This is a genomic window from Chachezhania antarctica (genome assembly GCF_003646465.1).
Classification (GTDB): domain Bacteria; phylum Pseudomonadota; class Alphaproteobacteria; order Rhodobacterales; family Rhodobacteraceae; genus Chachezhania; species Chachezhania antarctica.
Genome location: NZ_QZEX01000001.1, coordinates 169,756 through 192,900 on the forward strand (window position 1 = coordinate 169,756; position 23,145 = coordinate 192,900).

Sequence of the window (23,145 nt, forward strand, 5' to 3'; positions counted from 1 at the left end):
CTTACTGCAATTCCACCTGCACCCGATCAGAGCGGCCGTTGGCGTCTACGATCACCAGCGTCGAAAACCCGGCTCCCGGATGCGGCAGCGCCCATTCGCGGCCACGCAGACCCGTGGCAATGGGACGGCCGTCGGCCAACAGCGAAAATGGCCCCTGCCCGCCGCGCAATTTGACAACGAGACGGTCGGACGGTGACAGCCGCGCGCCATCCGGCGGGAAGGACAGTTCCGGTGCGTCGGCCGGGGCTGCGAAAACCGCGCCGGGATCGCGGAATCGTTGCAAGGGCGGTGGAAGGTCGGCGGTCTCCACGATCAAGGTTGTGGGCGGCGGCGGCGGGAGACCGTCGAAGGCGGGTTTCAGACGCCCAAACGCCTCGAACAACAGCGGTGCGGCCAGATCCGCGCCAAGGGCGCCCGGGACGGGCGTCCCATCCGGGCGGCCGAGCCAGACGCCGATCACATGCGCACCGTCGAACCCCACCGCCCACGTATCGCGGTAGCCGTAGGAGGTGCCCGTCTTGTAGGCCAGCGCCCCCCGTGGCGCACCCGGTGGCGGGGTGAGACCGGCAAGAATGTGGCCAACCTGCCATGCGGCCTCGGGCCCCATCAGGCGTTTCGGGGTGTTTTGTTCGCCCGGCATGATCGTCAGCCTTGGCCCTTTTCCGCCCGCCGCCAGTGCAGCGTAAAGCTGGACCAGGTCTTCAAGCGTGACCCCCACGCCGCCCAAGGAGATCGCAAGCCCGGGGCGACCGCCCGGCACGACCGGCTCGGCCCCGGAACGACGCAGGGCCGACATCACCCGCGCCGGACCCAGCGCCTGCGTCAGCTTCACCACGGGCACGTTCAGCGACAGTTGCAACGCCTTGCGCACCGGCAGATCGCCGTGGAACTCCCCGTCGAAATTGCGCGGCGCGTAGGTGCCGAACTGCGCCGGCGCATCGCGGATCACCGTTTCGGGATGCGCCAGCCCGCGGTCGAAGGCCAGACCGTAAACCAGCGGTTTCAGCGTCGATCCGGGCGACCGCAGGGCGCGGGTCATGTCGACATAGCCGTTCCGCGCGGCCTCGTACCCGGCGGACCCGACCGAGGCGAGGATTTCGCCGGTCCGGTGATCCGCCACCACGATCGCGGCGGAGATCCGGTTCCCCGCCGCCTTCGCGGCCCGAGCTGCAAGGCCTTGCAGTCCCGCTTGCAGGCTCGCGTCGATCGTCACGTCATGCCGGCGGGCGGTAGGATCATCGGCGCGCAGACGGTCTGCCAGATGCGGGGCCAGCAAGGGAAAGGCGCGCATGTCATGCGGGACGGGCGCGTGTTGGGCGACCTGCGCGGTTGCCGGGTCCAGCACCGCTTCGGCTTCCATCCGGTCCAGTACCTGGTCGCGCGCCGACCGCGCGGCCTGCGCGTGGCGGTCGGGTCGACGCTGCGTCGGGCTTTGGGGGAGCGCCACCAGCAGCGCCGCTTCCTCGGGCCGCAAACGCCGGGGCGGCTTGCCGAACCACGCGTAAGATGCGGCGCGGACGCCTTCGAGGTTCCCGCCGAAAGGCGCATGGGTCAGATAAAGCGACAGGATGCGTTCCTTGGGCATCCGCCGTTCCAGCGCCAGCGCCACGCGGATCTGGCGCAGCTTGCCCGCCCAGCGCCCGGTCGAGCCGTCTTCGAGCAGCCGCGCGACCTGCATTGTCAGCGTCGACCCGCCCGAAACCGCCTTGCCCGACAGGATCGCCTGCCCGGTGGCACGGGCCATGGCCAGCAGATCGACGCCCGGATGGCTGTAGAACCGCTTGTCCTCGTACCGGATCAGCATCGCGCGGTAGAGAGGATCGACATCGGCCAGGTCACTCAGGCCCATCCGCATCAGCCCGTCCGACACCGGGTAGGCCCGCAACAGCGCGCCGTGACGGTCCCGTACCTCGACCGAGGTCTCCCAGAAGACCTGCGGCAGCACCGTCCGGTCGATCCAGGCGTCGCCCGCATCGCGCAGCGTGGCGCCGGTCCAGAGGATAAGCGCCGCGGCCAGAACAGCGCGCGCCGCGCCGCGGGTGGTCATTCCGTCACGGTCACGCGGGTCGTGTCGGTATGGGCGCGGAAGCGGGGGCGGTACATGTCCTCGACCGAGGCTGCCGGGCGGCGATAATCACCCGGACTGATCGCACGGCCGACATAGGCCAGCGTGATCGTACCGCTGCCCTCCTGGTTTACCGCGGCGATGAATCTGTCCGACCGGAACTGCGCCATTTCGGTATCGGACGGTTCCAGCCAGTCCAGCGCGCCGATATCGCCGGAGCGCAGGAGCGAGGGGTTGTCGATCTCGATCCCCGCGGGCAGCGGATCGTCGATCATAAGCCGGGCGCTGCCATCTTCGAACGGTTTCACGGTGACGACGGTCACGAAGCGGTCGCCGACGGCGAAGCCTCTCCCGTCAAGCTCAACCCCGTCCATCGTGTAGTAGGCGCGCGAGATGGCATAGCCGTTGCCATCGGCCTGCGGCGGGGTTTCCGGGATGCCGAAGGTAGTGAGCGTGATGTCCGTCGCGGCGCCCCCGGTGGCGGTTATGTTCATCTCTCCCGCGCCGGGCGTGTTTTCCAGCACCTCGACGAAGGGGCCGGAGACCGGTTGCCCATCGACCGTCAGGCCGGACTGGGCCGGATCCTTCACCAGCTCATGCGCGGCCAGCAGCGCCCAGGTGCTTTCCTGCGTCGAAAGCCGCCCGTCGGCCGCGGCCAGCAAGTGGCCCACGCGGTCCGACAGCATGCGCACGTTCACGGCCGAACTGCCTGCCGCCGCCGCATAGGTCAGCACCGCCGCGCCGTCGCGCAGGGAGGTTCCGAAATCGGTGCGAAGGACGGGGACCCTGGCGCCCGTGTCCGGCTGGTCGTTGACGATCATCGCCGCCGCCCGGTCGAACATGGCGTCGGCGCGGGTCTGGTCCCCGTACGCGGCCAGCGCGGCGCCAAGCTGGGCCGCGGCCATGGGGGTGCCGAAGGCATCGCCCTTCACGTCGGCATAGTAGCGCAGATCGCTCATCGCGGCGGCGCCTTCACGGGCCAGCACGTACAGCGCGTAGGCGATGGTTTCGCCGCCATGGTCGAAATCGGGCGCGTAGTTGATGCGGTTGCGCAGGTTGTCCATGGCAAGGCGGAACGCGATGTCGGGCACCTCGTAGCCGCCCGCCTTTGCCCGCGACAGGAAATCGGTGACATAGGCATCGAGCCAGAAATCACCCGACTCCGCCGCCCACATCCCGAAGCCGCCGCTGGAGGCCTGCCGCGTCAGGATCCGCGCGATGGATTGGTCGATGCGCTTTTGCACGTCGGGGCCGTCTCCCAGCCCCATCTCTTGCGCAACCGATGACAGGTACAGAAGCGGCATCGCCTGCGACGTGACCTGTTCGGTGCAGCCATAGGGGTAACGGTCGAGCGCGCTCAGAAGGCCCGGAACGTTGAACTTTGCCAAAGGCCCGGCCGAGAGCAGCGCGCGGCCGGTGCCGGGGCGGAAATCGGCGAAGACGTCCTTCGAGAACAGGAAGCTGTCGCCTTGGCCCAGCGAGAAACGACGGGTCGACGCGATCTCGGGATCGTTGGCGCGGACGGGCATGCGCAGGGTCTGGCGCAGGATCTTCCCGTCGGGGAGCGTCAGCGCCAGTTCCAGCTCCGGATTGCCGACCGTCTGGGCAGACACCGGCACGGTGAAGACGGTCTTCGCCCCCTGTACCAGTTCGAACCGGCCGGGCGAGGCGCCCAACGTGAGGCCGGTGCCCTTCTGCAATACGGCCAGTTCCATCTGACCCGTGGGCGCGTCGGTATTGGTCAGCGCGATGCGGATGCGGCTTTCGTCACCCGGCGCCAAAAATTGCGGCACCGTGGCGGCCACGACAACCGGATCGCGGACGATCATGTCCCGCTCCGCCTCTCCCACGCCGGTCTTCGACCAGGCGACGGCCATCAGGCGGACGGTGCCGTTGAAGGCGGGCAGTTTGACGGGGATCGTGACGGTGCCATCGGGGCCAACCTGAACCGGACCGCTGAAGACGGACATCAGATCCTCCGTCGGCGGCGGGGATTGCAGTTGCGTGCCTTGCGCGTCGCCACCGGACCGGACGGTGCCCATGGCGCCGTTGGTCGGATCGATCAGTCGGCCGTAGACATCGCGGAGTTCGACACCAAGGCGGCGCTGGCCGAAATAGTAGTGCGAGGGGTCGGGGCTTTCGAAGCCGGTCAGGTTGAGGATGCCCAGATCGACCGCCGCGAGGGTCAGCCAGACCTGTTCGTCGGAGGCGCCCGCGACCTTCACGGTGACGTCCTGCACCTGTCGCGGGTCCGTGATCTCGGGCGCGTCGATGCTGACGGCCAGCTTGGCCGCGCCCGGATCGATGGCCGCATGGGCAATGCCCAGCGCCCGCACCGGCGTGCGGGACAGCGCGCCCTCGCCCACCGGGCGCAGGTAGGTCGCCATCACGTAGGCGCCGGCGCCCCAGTCTTCGGTGATCTCAAGCGGGACGGTGGTGTCGCCCTTTTCCACCGTCACAGCCTGGCGGGAAATCACGCGATCCGACATCACCTCGATCAGGGCCGTCCCGGCTTCGGGGGCCACGATGCGGAAGCGGGCGGTATCGCCTGCACTGTATTCGGGCTGGTCCAGAGAGACATCAAGCCTGTCGGGCGAGTCCGCACTGTCGGCGCCGCCGTACCAGCCGGCATAGAATTCGTAGGCGGCAGAGACGTAGTCACCGTCGGTACGCTCCACGATCAGTTCGTACTGCCCCCAGTCGACGGCATGGGACAGCTTGATGGGATCGGTGCCCAGCGCCGCGTCGCCGGTGGCGATGCGGGTGCGGCGGGTGGTCGGTTCCCAGTTCCAGTTGCCGTACAGCTGGTACCACTGGTACGTTGTTTCCACGCGGTTGAGCGTCCACGTGACCTGCATCCCCAAGGGCTGCAACGCGGGATCGAGCGCAATCACTTCGAACCCGGCGTCGGAGCCTTCGGCGGCCACATCCGTAAACAGCGGCTTGATCCCGATCACCGGGGTCGCCGGTTGCACCGGCACCGTGATCTGGCGTTCCACCGGGCGGGCAGAGCCATCGGCAAGCTGCACGGTGGCCGTCATCTCCAGCGGCATGCCATCGACCGACGGCGCCGGAATATCCAGCGCGACGGAGGCCTGACCTTCGGCATCCGTCACCGTACCGCCGAAATAGTCACGCTGCGCGGACATGCCTTCGTCGTAGCGGCCAAAGGCGTAGCCCGGCCAGTCCTTCAGCGACGACGTGCCTTCCAGCAGCACGTGGCCCGACACGTTCAGCCCTGCCCCCGGCGCGCCGAACAGGAAGCGCGCGTCGATGGACAGGGGCGGCGTGTCGCCCACGCGGATGGGAGCATTCGGCAGGGAAAGATCGAAGTCGATCTTTTCGGGCTGGAAATCTTCGACCAGCAGCGTCTGGCTGGCCAGCGCCGGGCCATCCGGATCGGACTTGATGTCCAGACGCCACGTCCCGCGCGGCACACCGGACCCGGTGGTCATGGAAAAAACGTGTCCCCCGGCCTCGCCACCATCCGACACGGCGCGGCGGTATTCCATCCCGTCGGGGCGCGACAGGATCGCGGTCAGCGGCAGGTTTTCGATGGCGACAGCCTCGGGATCGCGGGCCAGGACGGTGGCGTTGATCGTCTCCCCCGCGCGATAGGCGCCGCGGTCGGTCGTCAGGAATACGTCGACTGGAGCGGCCGGCGCGCGGCCCTCCACGCCACGGTCCGACAGGTCGAACGCCGGGCCGGTGAGGCTGAGGAACCCGATATCGTCGGCGCCTTCATCCTTCGCCAGCACCAGCGCCGGTTGCGCGCCACCGGTGCCGCGCATCAGGCCCGGCGCGAAGCTGGCCACGCCGTCGGCATCCGTCGTGGCCGTGCCCAGAACCGCGTTGCCGGAACTGACCAGCGATACCTCGACCCCCGCCTTGGGCGTCGTCTCCGACAGGCTGCGGATCGAGACATGCAGCCCGTCCGTCCCCGCCGCCGTCGAGATCCCCAGATCCGACAGCACGAACCATTGCGTCGCGCGCGGGTCTTCGTTGTCGTCCCGCCCCGGCAGATGCGCGTCAAGCACGTATATCCCGGCGGGCTGGTCCTGCAGCGCCTCGTCCAGTGGCAGGCGGGTGGTCATGTCACGGTTCAGGGTGTTCTGTACGTCGCCCGTACCGGTCCAGACCTGTTCGGCAAACTGCGTATTGAACGTGTCCACGTCCCACGGCGACAGGGGGCGGGCAAAGAAATTCTCCTGCATCGACCGCACCAGCGCCCGGTCACTGACGCGGGACAGGGTCAGATCCACCGTATCGGCGTTGACCGACACGATCGGCAGTGCCGCGCCCGCACTTTTCGGCAGCAGGTAGGACTGGCCCGAGAATTGCAGCGACGGGCTGCGGTCACGCACGTATTGCGTGATCTCGACATCCTTGTGCAGCACCTCGCCATCTTCCGCCGGCAGGCCCTGCCGGAAGGTGATCCGGTAGCGTTCGCCGTGCTCTACACCGTCCACGCAAAGCTGATAGCCGTCCGCCTCGACCACCAGCGCGGAAGACGGCAGGCGCACGTAGGTTTCATAATCGACCCCGGCTTGCGCCAGCGGATCCGAGAACTCTGCGCAGATCCGCGGCGCGGCGCTGTCGCTTTCGACCGTGGTGTCGGTGATACGGAAGCCGTACTTGCCGATGGCATCGTCCAGCGCAGCCTGAAGCCCCGGACGCGGTTGCGCGGCGATGGCCAGGCGCAGCGTCGGGATCATCTGCTTGCCGCGGTCCTGCGCTTCCAGTGCCTGTGCCAACAGGTTCAGCGCGGTCGCCTCCTCGCCGGGGCCCGTCGCGCGAAGATAGGCGTTGATCGCCGCACTCAGACCGCGTTGGTCATAATCGCGCTGGGTCTGATAATCGTCGGAGGTCAACAACAGAAGCCGCTGCGCGTAGTCAGCCCACAGATCTGCCCGGTCCGTCAGTACCACGGCCGCACCGGCCCAGCGCATCGCCAGTTCCGGCTGCCCCGCATCGCTGGCCGATTGCATCGCGCCCATGATCTGGTCGATCGTATTGGCCCCCGGCAGATGCTTCAGACCAAGGCTCTGCGCCTGATCGGTCGCAGCACCCACATCGGCCTGCCCCAGGAAGGCCAGCGCCTGCGCCCGCACGGCACCCGTCTGGATGACCGCGGCCGGGGTCGGGATCTTCAGTCCGGAATACGCGCCCTGATATTCCTCGCGCCGTTGCACGCCTTCTTTCGGGAAGCACGCGTTCGACCGCGTGTTGAACGTGAACGCCTGACAGCGCGGCTGATCCGTGCAGGCCTTCACGCAGGCCTCCACCGTCGTATCGAAGAGCGGCCCCAGATCGTCGCCATAGTAATCGACGTTCGGTTCAACCTGATAGCGGAACGCGGGCACCGCGTCCTGTGCCATCGCGGGCTGAACGGCGGTGAGGGCGATGCCCAGACCAATGGCGAATGTGCGGATTGTGGTGATCAAGGCGGCCTCCATGCGCGCGGTGTTCTGCGCTTTGATCCGGGCGGCATGGGCTGCCCCGACCTGACGACTCGGACAATACCATCTTTAAGCCCATTTTCACCGGCTGGCTGCAAGGTAGGTGACGAACTGGTTTCATTCGATCTCGTAACGGACAGGCGGCGCATGACTCTCGCTGAAAAACTCGCCCAGGAACGGCGCGCCCGTCTTGCGGCGGAACGCCTTCTGCAGCTCAAGCAGGCCGAGCTTTCGGCTGCCAACAAGAAGCTGTCGTCACACGCCTTTGCGCTGTCGCGCCGGATCGACGAAACTCAGGCCGAGGTCGCGTCGGTCCGGGATGAAAACGAACGGTTCCGGTCCGATTTGACCGTCGCCAACGAAAAGATCGAAGTGGCCGAACGGCGCTTGTGGCATTCGATCCAGACGATTCGCGACGGTTTTGCCTTCTACAATTCCGACGGCATCCTGATCGGTGCGAACAACGCCTATTTCTCGACTTTCGAAGGTCTGGACGAGGTGAGGCCCGGCATTTCCTACGGCCGCATCTGCGAGATCATGATCAACGAAGGCATCGTCAATCCCGAACCGCTGACGGGCACCGAATGGCTGGCCACGATGCTGGCCCGCCGCCACGATCTCAAGCCGCCGCCCATGGTGCTGCGGATGTGGAACGACATCTACCTGCGGCTGCTGGAACAGCCCGGATACGATGGCGACCGGGTGATCATATCGCTCAACATCACCGAAACCGTCCGGTACGAGCAGGAGCTGAAAGCCGCCCGCAGCAAGGCAGAGGCGGCGAACCGCGCGAAATCGGCCTTCCTTGCCAACATGAGCCACGAGATCCGGACGCCCATGAACGGCGTCGTCGGCATGTCGGAACTGTTGGCCGAAACCGACCTGACCGAGGATCAGCGCCTGTACGCGGAAACCATCCGCAATTCGGGGGAGGCTCTGCTCGTCATCATCAACGACGTGCTCGACTATTCCAAGATCGAGGCCGACAAGCTGGTGCTGACCGCCGAACCCTTCGATCTGGAGCGGGCGATCCACGAGGTGGTGATGCTGCTGCAGCCCTCGGTCCGCGACAAGGGGATCCGGCTGCTGGTCGATTACGATCTGTTCCTGCCCACGCGGTTGGTGGGCGATGCCGGGCGGATCCGGCAGATCCTGACGAACCTGACAGGCAACGCGGTGAAGTTCACCAATGAAGGCCACGTGCTGATCCGCGTCACCGGCACCACGGAAAGCGATGAATGTGCAATCCACGTCGCGGTCGAAGACACCGGCATCGGCATTCCCGAAGACAAGATCGAGCACATTTTTGGCGAGTTCAACCAGGTCGAAAGCGAGATGAGCCGCCAGTTCGAAGGCACCGGACTGGGCCTTGCGATCACGCACCGGCTGATCGGGATGATGGGCGGCACGCCCTGGGTGGAAAGCGAGGAAGGTGTCGGATCGTGCTTCGGCTTCCGCGTCACACTCCCCATCGCCGGAGATGAAATCGCGAGACCGCCCAAGCTGCCAGCCCGTCTGCAACATGCCCTTGTGGTCGATGGCTTGCCGATCAATCGCCAGATCATCGAACGGCAACTGGCGCACCTCGGCATCCGCGTGACGTCGTGCAGCTCGGGAAAGGAGGCGCTGGCGCACATGGACGACACCGTCGATGTCGTGTTGTCGGACCACCACATGCCGGGGATGTCCGGCGTGGAACTGGCGGAAACCCTGCGGGCGAAGGGCTGGCACACGGCACCGTTCATTCTGCTCAGTTCGGACCCCGGGTCCGACAAGGACAAGCTGTCCCGCAATTGCGTGCAGACAGTGTTGAAGAAACCCGTGCCGCGGCAGGAACTGCTGAAGGCGCTGGCCATTCAAAGCGCCGAAACGCTGGATTCGCCCTGTGAAACCTGTCCCCTGGCGGCGGTGCGCCCGGGCGGCAAGCCCTGCATCCACCTGAAGGTCAAGGATTGCGCGTTCCGCGACCCGCAGGGGCGTGTCCTGGCCGACGAGTCAGAGCCGGGCGCGCTTGCGGCGGAACAGGCCGCCCCGGCCCGCCAGATGCGGATCCTCGCGGCAGAGGACAACCGCACCAACCAGCTTCTGTTCAGCAAGATGGTCAAGGATCTGGATATCGAGTTGACCTTCGCCAACAACGGCACCGAGGCGGTGGAGAAATTCGCAGAAATCGACCCGGACCTGATCTTCATGGACATCTCGATGCCCGGCATGGACGGCAAGGAAGCCACCCGCCGCATCCGCGAACTGGAGGAGGAACTGCCATCCGGCAATCCCGGCCGCCGCGTGCCCATCGTCGCGGTAACGGCCCACGCGATGGAAGGTGACGGGCAGACGATCATGGCGGCGGGGCTTGACGACTACCTGACAAAACCGTTGCGCAAGGCCCAGATCGTGGAACGGATCACCGAACACTGCCCGGAAGACGCCCGCGAACCGCAGTCTCTGGCCCACTCGCCCCCGGCCGAACAGGCGGGTTAGCGCGCTGGGCCCGCGTAGGGGCGTACGAAGGCGGGACGATCCGGCGTCGAAAGGTCGGGGCTATAGGTGTAGCCGTCGCGGTCGAACCCTGTGATCGCCTCGGCATCCGTCAGGCGGTTGTCGATGGCGAAGCGCGCCATGGCGCCCCGGGCGCGCTTGGCGAAGAAGCTGACGATCTTCGGTTTGCCGTCCTTGTCTTCTAGGAATTGCGGCGTGATCACCCGCAACCCCAAGCTCTTCACCGGCACCGCACCGAAATATTCCTGGCTGGCACAGTTCAGCAGCGTGTCGGTGCCCTGCGCCCCGGCCTCGGCCTTCAGCGCCTTGGACAGCTGGTCTCGCCAATAATCATAGAGCGATGCGCCCCGGCGGGTCTTCAGGCGGCTTCCCATTTCCAGCCGGTAGGGCTGGATCGCGTCGAGCGGGCGCAGAAGCCCGTAAAGCCCCGACAGGATCCGCAGGTGATCTTGCGCCCAGCCCATGCCGTCCGCGTCCAGCGTTCCCGCATCCAGACCCTGGTACGTGTCGCCCGCAAAGGCCAGCGCGGCGGGACGCGTGGTCTCCGCCACCGGTTCATCGGCAAAGGCCTGAAACCGCTCGCGATTCAGGCGGGCCAGATCGTCGGACAGGCTCATCAGCCCTTTCAGGTCACGCAGCGGCAGGTTGCGCATCGTCTTGGCCAGCCGCGCGGCATCGTCCGGGAAGACCGGGTCGGTCGTCTCGACAGTCCGTTCCGTCCAATCCAGCCTCTTGGCCGGCGAGATCACGATCAGCATGCCTGTTTCCCCCTGTTGCGCTAATTGGCGGACTTAGCCCGCCGCACGCAGGACGTCCAGAAAGGCCGCGCCGAACCGTTCTGCGCGGCGTTCGCCCAGCAGGCGTTCCATCGCCACCTCGTCCCGCGGGCGCACCTCGGCCACCTTGGCCAGCAGCGTGGCCGAGCAACTCAGCGGCTTGTCGATCCCGCCCTCGCCCCGCGCAAGTTCGGCCTGCACGGCGCAGAGCTGATCGTAGACGCCGCCCGTCCCGTTCGCCGCCGCCTTCATCCGCGCGGGATGGGCGGATTCGGACCGGCCATTGATCACTTCAAGGAAGATCGCGCCGTAGCGGTCCAGCTTCTTGGCGCCCACGCCGGAAATCCGGGCCATCTGGTCAAGGTTCGAAGGGCGCGCCTCGGCCATGTCGATCAGCGTGCGGTCGGGGAAAATGACATAGGCCGGCACGCCCTGCGCTTCGGCCAGACCGCGGCGCTTGGCCTTCAGCGAGGCGAGAAGCGGCGCGTCCTCTTCCGACACCAGCGCCTTGGCCTCGGGTCGGGCGGAAGACGACGCCTTCATCACGTCCTTGCGCAGCTGGATCGATTCCTCGCCCCGCAGGATCGGCCGCGCCGCTTCCGTCATCTTGAGCGCGCCATGGCGGGCCGGATCTGGGCGGATCAGGTCGCGGCCCATCATCTGGCGGAAGACGGCCTGCCAGCCGCGCTTGTCCAGTTCCGTTCCTACGCCATAGGTGGGCAGCCGATCATGGCCACGCGCGCGGATCTTTTCGGTATCGGCGCCCAGCAGGATATCGATCAGATGGCCCGCGCCGAACCATTCCTCCGTCCGCAGGATCGCCGAAAGCGCCTTCCGGACGGGCGTGGTGCCGTCATACAGTTCCGGCGGGCTGTCGCAGTGATCGCAATAGCCGCAGGGCTCCGACGTTTCATCGAAATAGGCCAGCAGTTCCTGCCGTCGGCAGCCCAGCGCCTCGGCCAGTCCCAGCATCGCGTTCAGGCGGCCATGATCCGCCTCGCGCCGTTCGGGCGGGGCCGGGCTTTCGTCGATCTGGGTGCGGCGGAGGCGAATGTCGTCCGGTCCATAAAGCGTCAGCGTTTCGGCGGGCGCCCCGTCGCGGCCCGCACGCCCGATTTCCTGATAGTAGGACTCGATGGATTTCGGCAGGTCGGCATGGGCGACCCAGCGGATGTCGGGCTTGTCGACACCCATCCCGAAGGCGACCGTCGCGGCGACGATCAGCCCGTCTTCGCGGGCGAAGCGGGTTTCGACATGGCGGCGGGCGTCGGCCTCCATCCCGCCGTGATAGGCGCAGGCGTTGTGGCCGTCCTGGGTCAGGGCCTGCGCCAAGCTTTCGGTCTTAGCACGGGTCGAGCAATAGACGATCCCCGACCGCCCCTTGCGCGCGCCCGCGAAGGCCAGGATCTGGCGGCGCGGGTTGTCCTTGGCGGTGAAGGCAAGATGGATGTTCGGCCGGTCGAAGCCGCGCAGGAAGCTGCGGGGCGGCTGGCCCGCGAACAGCTTGCGGACGATCTCTTCCTGGGTTTCGGCGTCGGCGGTGGCGGTGAAGGCGGCCAGCGGCACGTCGAGCATCGCGCGCAGATCGCCGATGCGCAGGTAATCGGGGCGGAAATCATGGCCCCACTGGCTGACGCAATGGGCCTCGTCCACCGCGATCATGCTGACATCGATCCGCCGCAGCATGTCCATCGCCGCGGAGGAGGCGAGCCGTTCAGGCGCGAGGTAGAGGAGTTTCAGTTCGCCGCGCGCCAGCTGGTCGTGGATCTCGGCGGTTTCCTCGTCGGTATTGCCCGACGTCAGGGCACCCGCGGCGACACCCGCCTCCTTCAACCCGCGCACCTGATCGCGCATCAGCGCGATAAGGGGGGAGACGACGACGGTGACGCCCTGCCGCATCAGCGCGGGCAGCTGGAAGCACAGCGACTTGCCGCCGCCCGTGGGCATGATCGCCAGCACGTTTTCGCCCGATGCGACGGCGTTCACGATCTCTTCCTGACCGGGGCGGAAGGCATCGAATCCGAACACGTCCCGCAATAGCGGGCTGGGGGCGGTCATGGGCGGTTCACCTGATTGCTGCTCTGTTGCGGGACAGTCTCATACTCGGAATCGGTGAACAAGAGTCAGGGCCGCGCCGCCGGGCCGTAGGGTGCGTGGTTTCCACGCACCGCACCGCCTGCCGATTACATCACGTAGCCGGCGTTGTTCACGATGATGATGCGCAGCGCGAAGATCACCAGCAGGGCCACCAGCGGTGCCAGGTCAAGCCCGCCCATCGCCGGAAGGACACGGCGGATCGGGCCGTAGATCGGCTCAAGCAGGCGATTGAGGCCATACCAGATGGTGCCGACAAGCTGCTGGCGCACGTTGAGGATGTTGAAGTTGATCAGCCAGCTCATCACCACGTGGGCGATGATGAAGAATTGTGCCAGCTGAAGCAGCATCAGGAGGATCGAGATCAACGAGCCCATGGTGAGTTCCTTTCGCGTCCGGACACGACTTAGGCCGGGAAAGCTTAAAGGGCAAGAGGCGGTTGTGCGACTGGGTCGCGCTCAGTGCTCTTGCCAGAAAGGTGTTTCCAAGCTCTTATCGCGGCCAATGGCGACAGCCGGGCCGACGGGGGCAAGATGGCAGAGATTTCAGGCGCGATGGTCCCGGAGATACCGCTGAAAAAGCGCATCTGGGGCTGGTTCTTCTTCGACTGGGCCAGCCAGCCCTACCTGACGCTGATGCTGACCTTCATCTTCGGGCCTTACTTCGCCCAGACCGCGGCGCAGGCCTTCGTGGCGGGCGGCATGACGGAACAGGCCGCGCGGGCCGAAGCGCAGGCGCTTTGGGGCTACGGACTGACGGTGACGGGCATCCTGATCGCAGTTCTGGCGCCGGTTCTGGGTGCCGTGGCGGACAGTGCCGGGCGGCGGCTGCCGTGGATCTGGGCGTTCTCGGCGGCGTATGTCGTGGGGGCACTGGGGTGCTGGTACACGGCGCCCGAACATTTCTATGCGCCGATGGTGCTGGCGTTCTTCGGGCTTGGCATGATCGGCATGGAATTCGCCACGATCTTCACCAATTCCTACCTGCCCAGCCTTGGATCAAAGGACGAGCTCGGGCGCATTTCGGGCTCGGGCTGGGGGTTCGGCTATGTCGGCGGGGTGCTGGCACTGGCGATCATGCTGCTGCTGTTTCAGGCGGGCGACAGCGGCAAGACGATGCTGGGGATCGATCCGCTGTTCGGGCTCAGCCCCGCCTCGGGCGAGGATACGCGCATCGTGGGCCCGCTGACGGCGATCTGGTACGGCGTCTTCATGATCCCGTTCTTCCTGTGGGTCCGCGAAACGCCGGCCCCGGCGGAAGGCGGGGTCAGGGCCGGGCTGTCCGGTCTGAAGCGCACGCTGCGGACGCTGCCGCGGCATCCATCGCTTCTGTCGTTCCTTGGATCGTCGATGTTCTACCGGGATGCGCTGAACGGGGTTTACACCTTCGGCGGCATCTACGCGCTGGGCGTGCTGGGCTGGTCGATCCAGGAGGTGGGCATCTTCGGCGTGATCGGGGCCGTCAGCGGCGCCGTCAGCACATGGGCCGGCGGCTATGCCGACCGCGCCTTCGGGCCAAAGCCCGTGATCGTGGCCAGCTGCCTGCTGATGATCGCGACGGTCGGCATGATCGTGTCCCTGTCCCCCACCAGCGTCCTGTGGTTCGCGGTCGAGGAAGGCTCGGCCCTGCCGACGCAGATGTTCTTCCTGGCCGGTGTCCTGATCGGCGGCGGCGGCGGGGTTCTGCAATCGGCCAGCCGCAACATGCTGACCCGGCAGGGCAACCCCGAACGGATGACGGAAGCCTTCGGGCTTTATGCCCTGTCCGGCAAGGCCACGACCTTCATCGCGCCTGCCTCGATCGCCATCGCGACGGATCTGACCGGCTCGCAAAGATTGGGCGCGCTTCCGCTTCTCGCCCTCTTTGCGATTGGCCTGGTTCTGCTATGGTGGGTTCGGGCAGAGGGAGACGACCACTCATGATTTTTCACCGCTTGATTGCGTGCGCAGCACTGGCCCTTGCGGCCGGGTGCGGCGGCTCGACCGTCGAGACCGCGCAGCCGCAGGTTTCGCAATCCTCGGGCGGGCCCCTGGCCAAGACGCTGTTCGGCGCCGAACGGACGGCATCGGACCAGCGCCCGGATGCCTTCGGCTCGTACTCCAAGGGCTGCGTCGCCGGGGCGGTCGAGCTTCCGGAAACCGGGCCGACATGGCAGGCGATGCGCCTGTCGCGGAACCGCAACTGGGGCCACCCCGAGCTGATCGACTACGTCAAGAAACTGTCGGCGGTTGCCGCGAAGCAGCCGGGCTGGTCTGGGCTGTACGTGGGTGACATGAGCCAGCCGCGTGGCGGGCCGATGCTGTCGGGGCACCGCAGCCACCAGGTGGGGCTCGACGCCGATATCTGGATGCTGCCGCCGCAACGACTGAACCTGTCGGCGACCGAGCGCGAGAACATCTCGTCGATCTCGCTCCGGCGCGCGAACGGGGCCTACGTGAACGACAACTGGACCCGCCAGCATCACGAGGTGATGAAGGCCGCGGCGTCGGACAAGCGCGTGGCGCGGATCTTCGTCTTCCCCGGCGCCAAGGTGAAGATGTGCAACGACGAGACGGGCGACCGGTCGTGGCTGCGCAAGATCCGGCCATGGTGGGGGCATCACTATCACTTCCACGTGCGGCTGAACTGCCCGCGGGGCGACAGGGACTGCATCGATCAGGATGCGCCGCCGCCGGGCGACGGATGCGCCGAGGCGCAGCAATGGGTGAACAACATCCTGAACCCGCCGCCGCCGAAGCCGCGGGATCCGAACGCGCCGGCCCCGCAGCCGCGGCGGGAGTACGTGCTGTCGGATCTTCCCGGACAGTGCCAGAGTGTGTTGGCCGCCAACTGACGCCGGAAATTTGAGCGTTCGTTCCCCTTTTTACCGGATATCTCGATAGTAGATACACGCAAAGGTTGACTGCGCGGCATCGGGCGCGCTGTACCTTGCAGCAAGACCCTTGCCGGGGTATCGGTCCTGCTGCCGTGACCCCGGCCGGGGGCGGCATGACTTCAAGTTGCCGTCACCTTGCAAAAAACGGACTTCAAAATGCAGCGCGCGCTTATTCCGGCAGTTCTTGCCATGGCCATCATCGTGGTCGCATCGAACATTCTTGTGCAGTTCCTGTTCGGGGACTGGCTGACATGGGGCGCGTTCACGTATCCGTTCGCCTTCCTTGTCACCGACCTGACCAACCGCATCCACGGCGCCGCTGCGGCGCGGAAAGTGGTGCTGGTGGGATTCATCGTGGGGCTGGCCTGTTCGCTGGTGGGCACACAGATAGACGGCGAGTTCGGGCCGCTGGTGACGATCCGCGTCGCCGTTGCGTCCGGCCTGGCGTTCTTCGTGGCGCAGTCCTACGACGTTGCCCTCTTCTCGCTGCTGCGCGAGCAACGCTGGTGGGTGGCGCCGCTGGTGTCGAGCGTGCTTGGTTCGATCCTGGATACCGTGCTGTTCTTCTTCATCGCGTTTTCGGGGATTCTCAGCGCCCTTGCGCCGGGGGTCGACGTGGGCTGGGCGAACGAGCCGGTGCCGCTTCTTGGCGCCGGGCCCGTCATGCCGCTCTGGGTGTCACTGGCGGTTGCCGACTGGATGGTGAAGCTGGCCATCGCATTGGTGGCACTGGTGCCGTTCCGCGCGATTGCCGCGCGCGCGGTGAAGCAGGCCTGACTGACACTCGGGCTAGCTTCGAGGCCACGGTGAGAAAGTCCCGACACTTACTTGTTGTCCCGCTGAAGCCATGTTGAGCGGGACACGGACGCCTCACTTCAGAGTCGTCGTTGCACACGTCCACCCGGGGGTCGGGCGGAGCGCTGTTCGCGCGTTGCAAAAAAGTCAAAGTCGCCGCCGCATATCCACTGGTCAGAGGACGATCCAGAGCGCCAGCCCGCATGCTGCGCCGATCATCGCATAGCCCAGCAGCAGGTACAGACCATCCCGCGTCATTCGACCGAACGCCACCAGCGCCAGTGACAGCGCGCCGATCGAGGTGATGAACGGGAAGATTTCCAGAAACGGCCATGTCAGCGGGATCGCCAGCGTCGCGATGAAGGCCACCAGCTTCATCGGCCCGTAGGTCAGGAATTTCAGCCGCGCCTGCGAATGGCGGTCGATGAAGGCGCAGGGCCGGCGCAGCCAGTCGATTGCCTGCTGGAGCCGCCGGACCGGGACACTGCGTTGCCGCAGCATTTGCGGCAGCCACAGGTAACGGCTGCCGAACATCGACTGCACGTTCAGCGTTGTCAGGATCAGCGCCGACAGCGTCGGCACGCCCGGGATGCCCGACAGGGGCGAAACCACGAGGATCGCGATCATCAGCACCAGCGGCGTCACGGCTGTTTCGCCAAGCCCGTCGATCAGGTCGCCGACCCGCACCCAACCCTTGCCGGCGGAATTCTCCAGCCGGTCGAGCAGATCGCCCAGCGGCGTATAGGCCACCTTGCCGTCCGGGGACTGGCCCGGCGCGGAAAAGGCGGGTTCCCCCGGAAGCGGTGGGGTGGCGGCGTTCTCGATCATTCCTGTTCCTCGGCCAGCAGACGGGCCAGACCGCTGCGGTAGTCCGGGTAGAGAAGCTCCACCCCCAACTCGTTCCTGATACGGTCGTTCCGCACGCGCTTGCTGTCGGAATAGAAGCTGCGCGCCATGGGGGACATGTCGGCCTCGTCGAAGGGCACCTCGGGCGGGGGCGGCAGGCCCAGCAGTTCGGCGGCGTAGGCCAACACGTCCTGCGGCGGGGCCGGATCGTTGTCGCAGACATTGTAGGCCGTGCCGGGATTTGGCCGCTCGATCGAGGCCTGAAGGACCTGGGCGATGTCTTCGACATGGATGCGGGAAAAGACCTGACCGGGCTTGATGATCCGCCGCGCAGTGCCGGCGCGGACCTTTTCGAACGGACCGCGGCCCGGGCCGTAGATGCCCGCAAGCCGGAAGATGTGGATCGGAAGGTCAGGGATCGCGCGCCATTCCGCTTCGGCCGCGACGCGCATCCGGCCGCGTTTCGTGGTGGCGGTCAGCGGATCGTCCTCACCCACCCAGTCGCCATCGTGATCGCCATAGACGCCGGTCGTGGACAGATAGCCCGCCCAGTCGAGCGACGATGACTTGGCCGCGATCTGCGGGCCCAGTTCGGCCAGCACCGGATCGCCGCCATCGTTCGGGGCGGGAGACATCAGGATGTGGGTGGCACTTTCCAGCGCGGCCAGCACGCCGTCGCGGCCTGCCGGGTCGGGGAAAAGATGCGGGATCACGCCGGTTTCGCGAATCGCTTCGGCCTTTTCGGCCGAACGCGTGGTGCCATGTACGGTCCAGCCGTCGGCGATCAGCCGCCGCGCCAGCGCGCGGGCCGAAAAGCCGTGTCCGAATGATAACAACGTTTTAATCATGCGCCTAAATGATCATCGAAACGTGAAGGTTCAAGCGTTACAGAAATTCATTGCCGGATCGTTTTTCGTAACATATACTTGGAATACCGGTTTGGAGGAGCCCCGCGATGTACAGCCAAGGCCTTATCGGTGCGGACAGCCGCACCGAGGAAACTCCCGAATTCCTCGAAGCGTTCCAGAAACGCATCGATGCCGAAGAAAAGATCGAACCGAACGATCCGATGCCGGAAGGCTATCGCAAGACGCTTGTGCGCCAGATCGGCCAGCACGCGCATTCGGAGATCGTCGGCATGCTGCCCGAGGGCAACTGGATCACCCGCGCACCCAGCCTGCGCCGCAAGGCGGCCCTGCTGGCCAAGGTGCAGGACGAGGGCGGTCATGGGCTGTACCTGTATTGCGCCGCGGAAACCTTGGGCGTCACCCGCAAGCAGATGACCGAAGAGCTGCTCTCGGGCAAGGCCAAGTACAGTTCCATCTTCAACTATCCCACGCTGACCTGGGCCGATATCGGCGCAATCGGCTGGCTGGTGGACGGGGCGGCGATCATGAACCAGATCCCGCTATGCCGTTGCTCCTACGGGCCTTACGCCCGCGCGATGATCCGCGTCTGCAAGGAAGAGAGCTTTCACCAGCGGCAGGGCTACGAGCTGATGATGTCTCTGGCGCAGGGCACCGAGGAACAGAAGGCAATGGCGCAGGACGCGCTGAACCGCTGGTGGTGGCCGTCGGTCATGATGTTCGGGCCCCATGACAGCGAAAGCCAGCATTCGGATCAGAGCATGGCGTGGAAGATCAAGCGGTTTTCCAACGACGAGCTGCGCCAGAAATTCATCACCGCGACGGTGCCGCAGGCGCAGTACCTGGGCCTGTCGATCCCCGACCCGGACCTGACCTTCAACGAAGAAACGCAGATGTGGGAGCACGGCCCCATCGACTGGAACGAGTTCTGGCGGGTGGTCAAGGGCCAGGGGCCGGTGTCGCGAGACCGCGTCAAGGCGCGGAAGACGGCCTGGAACGATGGCGCCTGGGTGCGCGAGGCCGCACTTGCCCATGCCGAGAAACGCAAGACGCGCAAGATGGCGGCCGAGTAGATCGGGTTTGCGGGGGTCCGGGGGCTCTGCCCCCATCGCCCGTCGGGCGATTCCCCCGGAGTATTTGGAGAAAGAAGAAATCAGGGGCGCCTTTGGCGGGTCGGTCTGCGGAACGTGGATCGGTGGGCCTCGTGCCTTCGGACCGGAAAAGCCGCCCCCACGAGGCGGCGACTGAGGAGAGACCTGAATGACTGGCGAAATCCCCCTTTGGGAAGTGTTCATCCGCCCCCGCAACGGGCTGGCGCACAAGCATGTGGGCTCGATCCACGCGGCCGACGAGGTGATGGCGCTGCAGGCCGCGCGCGATGTCTACACGCGACGGGGTGAGGGCACATCGATCTGGGTGGTGCCGTCGGCGGCGATCACCGCGTCGGATCCCGACCAGTCGGGCGAGAACTTCGATCCGGCCGCCGACAAGATCTATCGTCACCCGACCTTCTACGACATTCCGGATGAAGTGGGGCACATGTGATGGCTCTGCCTGACGCGCTGCTGGAACTGGCCGACGATCACCTGGTGCTGGGGCACCGGCTGAGCGAATGGTGCGGCCATGCGCCGATGCTGGAAGAAGACCTGGCCATGCCCAACATGGCGCTGGATCTGATCGGCACCGCGCGGTCGCTGTACACCCGCGCCGGAGAACTGGAAGGCAAGGGCCGGACCGAGGACGACTTGGCCTATTTCCGGGGCGAGCGCGATTATCGCAACATCCTGCTGGTCGAGCGTCCGAACAACGATTTTGCCCAGACCATGCTGCGCCAGCTCTATTTCGCGGCGTTCATGGAGCCCTATTGGCAGGCCGCTCTGGACAGCACCGACGACGTCGTCCGCGGCGTGGCCGGGAAGGCCGTGAAGGAAGTCGCCTACCACATCCGCCATGCCGGCGAATGGGTGATCCGGCTGGGCGACGGGACCGAGGAAAGCGCGGAACGCATGCAGGAGGCGGTGCTGGATCTGCATCCCTATACCGGGGAGCTGTTCGACGAAGGCTCGGTTGAAGGTGAAGGCGCCCTGCCCTCGCGTGCGGCCATGCACGGGGCGTGGGAAGCCACGATGAAGGATATCTTCGCCCAGGCGCTGCTGGACTGGCCGGAAGAGCTGGGCCAGATGCGCGGCGGGCGCACGGGGCAGCATGGCGAACAGCTGGGCCATATGCTGGCCGAGATGCAATCGCTGGCCCGCGCCCATCCCGGCGCGGTCTGGTGAACGCCGTGGAGGTCGCCCAGCTTGACGCCAGGCGCGCGTGGGAGGCCGCGGCGGCGGTTCCGGACCCGGAGGTGCCCTGCGTGACGGTGGCCGATCTGGGCATCCTGCGGGACGTGCGGATCGAGGACGGCGCGGCGGTGGCCCGCGTGTCGCCCACCTATTCCGGGTGCCCGGCGGTGCTGGCGATCGAGTTCGCGATCGAAACAGCCTTGCGCGACGCTGGCTTCGAGGCGCGAATCGAACGCGTCCTGAGCCCCGCCTGGACCACCGACTGGATCAGCGCCGAGGGGCGCGAGAAACTGCGGGACTACGGGATCGCTCCACCCGAGGGCGGCGGCGGCAAGCGGGCGCTGTTTGGCGAAGATACCGTGACCTGCCCGCGCTGCGGATCGACCGACACGCGCAAGCTTTCGGAATTCGGCTCCACCGCGTGCAAGGCCCAGTACCAGTGCAGCACCTGTGCCGAGCCGTTCGATTATTTCAAGTGCATCTGAGGGGAGCACCATGTTCCACGATCTGACCGTCGCCCATGTGCGCCAGGAAACGCCCGATGCCGTGGCGATCACCTTCGATATCCCCGCGGACAAGGAAGCGGCCTTCGCCTACACGCCCGGCCAATACCTGACGCTGCGCGCCAACGTGGCGGGCAAGGACATCCGCCGGTCCTATTCGATTGCATCCGCCCCCGGTGCGGGGCTGACGGTGGGCGTGAAGCGGGTCGATGGCGGGGCGTTTTCCGGCTTTGTGCAGGGTCTGAAACCCGGTGATCGCATTGCCGTGATGCCACCCGAAGGCCGGTTCACCTGCAAGGGCGAGGCCGAGGTCGTGCTGATCGCGTCGGGCTCCGGCATCACGCCGATGATGGCGATCGCGGCCGATGTGCTGGCCCGCGGCGGGCGGGCGACGCTGGTCTATGGCAACCGCAACACGGGCTCGATCATGTTCCGCGAGACGCTGGACGCGTTGAAGGACCGGTACATGGAGCGCTTCACCGTCGTGCATCTGCTGAGCCGCGAGGATCAGGATGTGCCGTTGCTGAACGGCCGGGTGACCGGCGACAAGGTACAGCAACTGGCGCGCGCCGGGGCGGTCGATCTGAAGGGGGCCGAGGCAGTGTTCCTGTGCGGTCCGGGCGGCATGATCGAGGACGTCTCGTCCGTGCTGGAAGGCGAAGGCGTGCCGAAGGAGAAGATCCGGTACGAGCTGTTCTATACCGAGGGCGCGGCCCCCCGCGCGCCGAAATCGGCCGAGGCGGAGGCAGCGCAGGCCGCGGGCGTGGCGGTCGAGGTGATCCTGGATGGCACGCGGAAGAGCTTTCTGGTCGAAGCCGGCGACGACACGGTTCTGGACGCGGCCGAGCGCAACGGGCTGGAGCTGCCGTTCTCCTGCCGGGGCGGAATGTGCTGCACCTGTCGCTGCAAGGTGACGGAAGGCAAGGGCGAGATGGCGGTGAATTATTCGCTGGAGCCCTGGGAACTGGACGCCGGGTTCACGCTGGCCTGCCAGACGCGGCCGGTGTCGGAAAAACTGGTACTGGATTTCGACGCGGCGTGACCGGTGGCGGTGCGTGCAGAACACGCACCCTAAGGCAGGCCTTTGGCCGTCGGAACAGGGGGCTCTGCCCCCGCCCGAGCCTGCGGCTCGGACTCCCCCGGAATACTTCGTGAAGAAAGAGAACGGGGGCCTTGGCTTTCCGTTTGGGCAGGGTGGCCTCAGGTTTCCGGCGCGATGGACAGGGTTCTGGCCACTGCGGCGTCGAGACCTTCGGCGATGCTGTCGAAGAGATCTGTAGCGAGCATCGCTTCCAGCCCGGCAGCAGTGGTTCCGGCGTAGTCGATCATCTCGGCAACGTGGTCGGCCGGTGTCATGGGGCCGTCTGACATCATGAGGCCCGCGCCGAGGAACAGCTGTCGGACGGCGCGGTCTGCGATGTCGGGCGATACACCGCGGTTGGCCGCGTAGTCTGTCATTGCTTGCGCGTAGAGGGCAACGAAGCCCGGGACCGGGCCCGTCATCGCGGTGAAGATATCGATCTGGGACTCGTCCGCGATCTCGTCCGTCGTGCCGCAGGCGCCGAAGATGGCTGTCACACGTGCGCGGTCTTTTTCTGTTACGGTCGCGCTCGCGATCCACGGCGAGTAGGCCAGATGGCGTGCGGCGGCGGGGCTGCTCATTGCGCGCACGGCGCGGGGGGCGCCCGTGCAGCCGGTCAGCGTCTTGAGCGACACGCCGGCCATGACCGACAGGATCAGCGCGTCGGGCGCGGTCAGGTCCAGTTCCGGGATGCTGGCGGGCGGAACGGACAACACGATGACGTCGCAGGTCTCTGCCAGATCCTGCGCGCGGCGCGTGACATTGATGCCTGGGATATCGCTGAACGGCCCGGCTTCACCGCTCCGGTTTGCAAGCCAAAGCCGGTCAGGCGACACGACCTTGCGCGCCAGAAGCGCCCGGACGATGGCAGAGCCCAGCGTGCCGGTGCCGCCGATGATTCCGACCGTGCCGATGTTCAATGTGGTTTCAGTCATTCCAGATCCCCCTGACCTGTTCGTCGATCCCGGAGAAGTATGCGGCATGCAAAGTCCCCGCCT

At 66.3% G+C, this 23,145-nt stretch carries 17 protein-coding genes; 9 read left to right on the top strand and 8 right to left on the bottom strand.

Features of this window, described 5'->3' with window-relative positions; genetic code table 11:
• Position 1: 1 nt before the first annotated feature.
• Both pbpC and D4754_RS00885 read right to left on the bottom strand, forming a co-directional pair.
• Positions 2-2,047: a penicillin-binding protein 1C gene (gene pbpC, locus D4754_RS00880; protein WP_121060703.1), complete on the bottom strand. Its 2,046-nt coding sequence runs from the start codon at positions 2,045-2,047 to the stop codon at positions 2-4.
• On the bottom strand, positions 2,044-7,521 hold the full coding sequence (locus D4754_RS00885) for an alpha-2-macroglobulin family protein (protein ID WP_205589557.1): 5,478 nt from the start codon (positions 7,519-7,521) through the stop codon (positions 2,044-2,046). The genes pbpC and D4754_RS00885 overlap by 4 nt, the downstream gene beginning before the upstream one ends.
• 150 nt (positions 7,522-7,671) lie before the next feature.
• Here D4754_RS00885 and D4754_RS00890 point away from each other — a divergent pair, with 150 nt between their 5' ends.
• Positions 7,672-10,005, top strand: coding sequence for a response regulator (locus D4754_RS00890; protein WP_121060705.1), 2,334 nt, complete (start codon positions 7,672-7,674; stop codon positions 10,003-10,005).
• On the opposite strand, the gene yaaA is transcribed toward D4754_RS00890, so the two are convergent.
• The 3 genes from yaaA to D4754_RS00905 all read right to left on the bottom strand — a co-directional run bounded on the left by yaaA (position 10,002) and on the right by D4754_RS00905 (position 13,270).
• Positions 10,002-10,781, bottom strand: a complete 780-nt coding sequence (yaaA, locus tag D4754_RS00895; protein ID WP_121060707.1) for a peroxide stress protein YaaA — start codon at positions 10,779-10,781, stop codon at positions 10,002-10,004. The genes D4754_RS00890 and yaaA overlap by 4 nt on opposite strands.
• A 33-nt stretch (positions 10,782-10,814) precedes the next feature.
• A complete protein-coding gene (recQ, locus tag D4754_RS00900; protein WP_121060709.1) occupies positions 10,815-12,857 on the bottom strand; it encodes a DNA helicase RecQ in 2,043 nt (680 codons plus the stop codon).
• A 125-nt stretch (positions 12,858-12,982) separates the two neighbouring features.
• Positions 12,983-13,270 carry a YggT family protein gene (locus tag D4754_RS00905; RefSeq protein ID WP_121060711.1) on the bottom strand — a complete coding sequence of 96 codons (288 nt, stop codon included), beginning with the start codon at positions 13,268-13,270 and terminating at the stop codon, positions 12,983-12,985.
• Between the two features lie 156 nt (positions 13,271-13,426).
• Between D4754_RS00905 and D4754_RS00910 the strand changes: the two genes are divergently transcribed.
• The 3 genes from D4754_RS00910 (at position 13,427) to D4754_RS00920 (ending at position 16,545) form a co-directional block, all read left to right on the top strand.
• Positions 13,427-14,815 carry an MFS transporter gene (locus tag D4754_RS00910; protein WP_240453704.1) on the top strand — a complete coding sequence of 463 codons (1,389 nt, stop codon included), beginning with the start codon at positions 13,427-13,429 and terminating at the stop codon, positions 14,813-14,815.
• Positions 14,812-15,726: a penicillin-insensitive murein endopeptidase gene (gene mepA, locus D4754_RS00915; RefSeq protein WP_121060715.1), complete on the top strand. Its 915-nt coding sequence runs from the start codon at positions 14,812-14,814 to the stop codon at positions 15,724-15,726. Before D4754_RS00910 ends, mepA begins: the two co-directional genes overlap by 4 nt.
• A gap of 198 nt (positions 15,727-15,924) precedes the next feature.
• Positions 15,925-16,545: a queuosine precursor transporter gene (locus tag D4754_RS00920; RefSeq protein ID WP_121060717.1), complete on the top strand. Its 621-nt coding sequence runs from the start codon at positions 15,925-15,927 to the stop codon at positions 16,543-16,545.
• Between the two features lie 192 nt (positions 16,546-16,737).
• On the opposite strand, the gene D4754_RS00925 is transcribed toward D4754_RS00920, so the two are convergent.
• Together D4754_RS00925 and D4754_RS00930 are read right to left on the bottom strand one after the other, a co-directional pair.
• Positions 16,738-17,391, bottom strand: coding sequence for an exopolysaccharide biosynthesis protein (locus tag D4754_RS00925; protein ID WP_121060719.1), 654 nt, complete (start codon positions 17,389-17,391; stop codon positions 16,738-16,740).
• Positions 17,388-18,257: an SDR family oxidoreductase gene (locus tag D4754_RS00930; protein WP_121060721.1), complete on the bottom strand. Its 870-nt coding sequence runs from the start codon at positions 18,255-18,257 to the stop codon at positions 17,388-17,390. Before D4754_RS00930 ends, D4754_RS00925 begins: the two co-directional genes overlap by 4 nt.
• Positions 18,258-18,364: 107 nt before the next feature.
• Here D4754_RS00930 and paaA point away from each other — a divergent pair, with 107 nt between their 5' ends.
• The 5 genes from paaA to D4754_RS00955 all read left to right on the top strand — a co-directional run bounded on the left by paaA (position 18,365) and on the right by D4754_RS00955 (position 22,108).
• Complete coding sequence (paaA, locus tag D4754_RS00935) at positions 18,365-19,348, top strand: 1,2-phenylacetyl-CoA epoxidase subunit PaaA (RefSeq protein WP_121060723.1); 984 nt, start codon at positions 18,365-18,367, stop codon at positions 19,346-19,348.
• A gap of 187 nt (positions 19,349-19,535) precedes the next feature.
• Positions 19,536-19,820 carry a 1,2-phenylacetyl-CoA epoxidase subunit PaaB gene (paaB, locus tag D4754_RS00940; RefSeq protein ID WP_121060725.1) on the top strand — a complete coding sequence of 95 codons (285 nt, stop codon included), beginning with the start codon at positions 19,536-19,538 and terminating at the stop codon, positions 19,818-19,820.
• The gene (gene paaC, locus D4754_RS00945; RefSeq protein ID WP_121060727.1) at positions 19,820-20,554 is read left to right on the top strand and encodes a 1,2-phenylacetyl-CoA epoxidase subunit PaaC; all 735 of its coding nucleotides are present in this window, start codon (positions 19,820-19,822) and stop codon (positions 20,552-20,554) included. The genes paaB and paaC overlap by 1 nt, the downstream gene beginning before the upstream one ends.
• Positions 20,551-21,048 carry a 1,2-phenylacetyl-CoA epoxidase subunit PaaD gene (gene paaD / locus D4754_RS00950; RefSeq protein ID WP_240453705.1) on the top strand — a complete coding sequence of 166 codons (498 nt, stop codon included), beginning with the start codon at positions 20,551-20,553 and terminating at the stop codon, positions 21,046-21,048. Before paaC ends, paaD begins: the two co-directional genes overlap by 4 nt.
• 10 nt (positions 21,049-21,058) lie before the next feature.
• Positions 21,059-22,108 (top strand): 2Fe-2S iron-sulfur cluster-binding protein, encoded by a 1,050-nt coding sequence (locus D4754_RS00955; protein ID WP_121060729.1) that lies wholly within the window; start codon positions 21,059-21,061, stop codon positions 22,106-22,108.
• A 158-nt stretch (positions 22,109-22,266) separates the two neighbouring features.
• Here D4754_RS00955 and D4754_RS00960 read toward each other — a convergent pair whose 3' ends face one another.
• Positions 22,267-23,082 (bottom strand): pyrroline-5-carboxylate reductase family protein, encoded by an 816-nt coding sequence (locus D4754_RS00960; protein ID WP_121060731.1) that lies wholly within the window; start codon positions 23,080-23,082, stop codon positions 22,267-22,269.
• Positions 23,083-23,145: the final 63 nt, after the last annotated feature.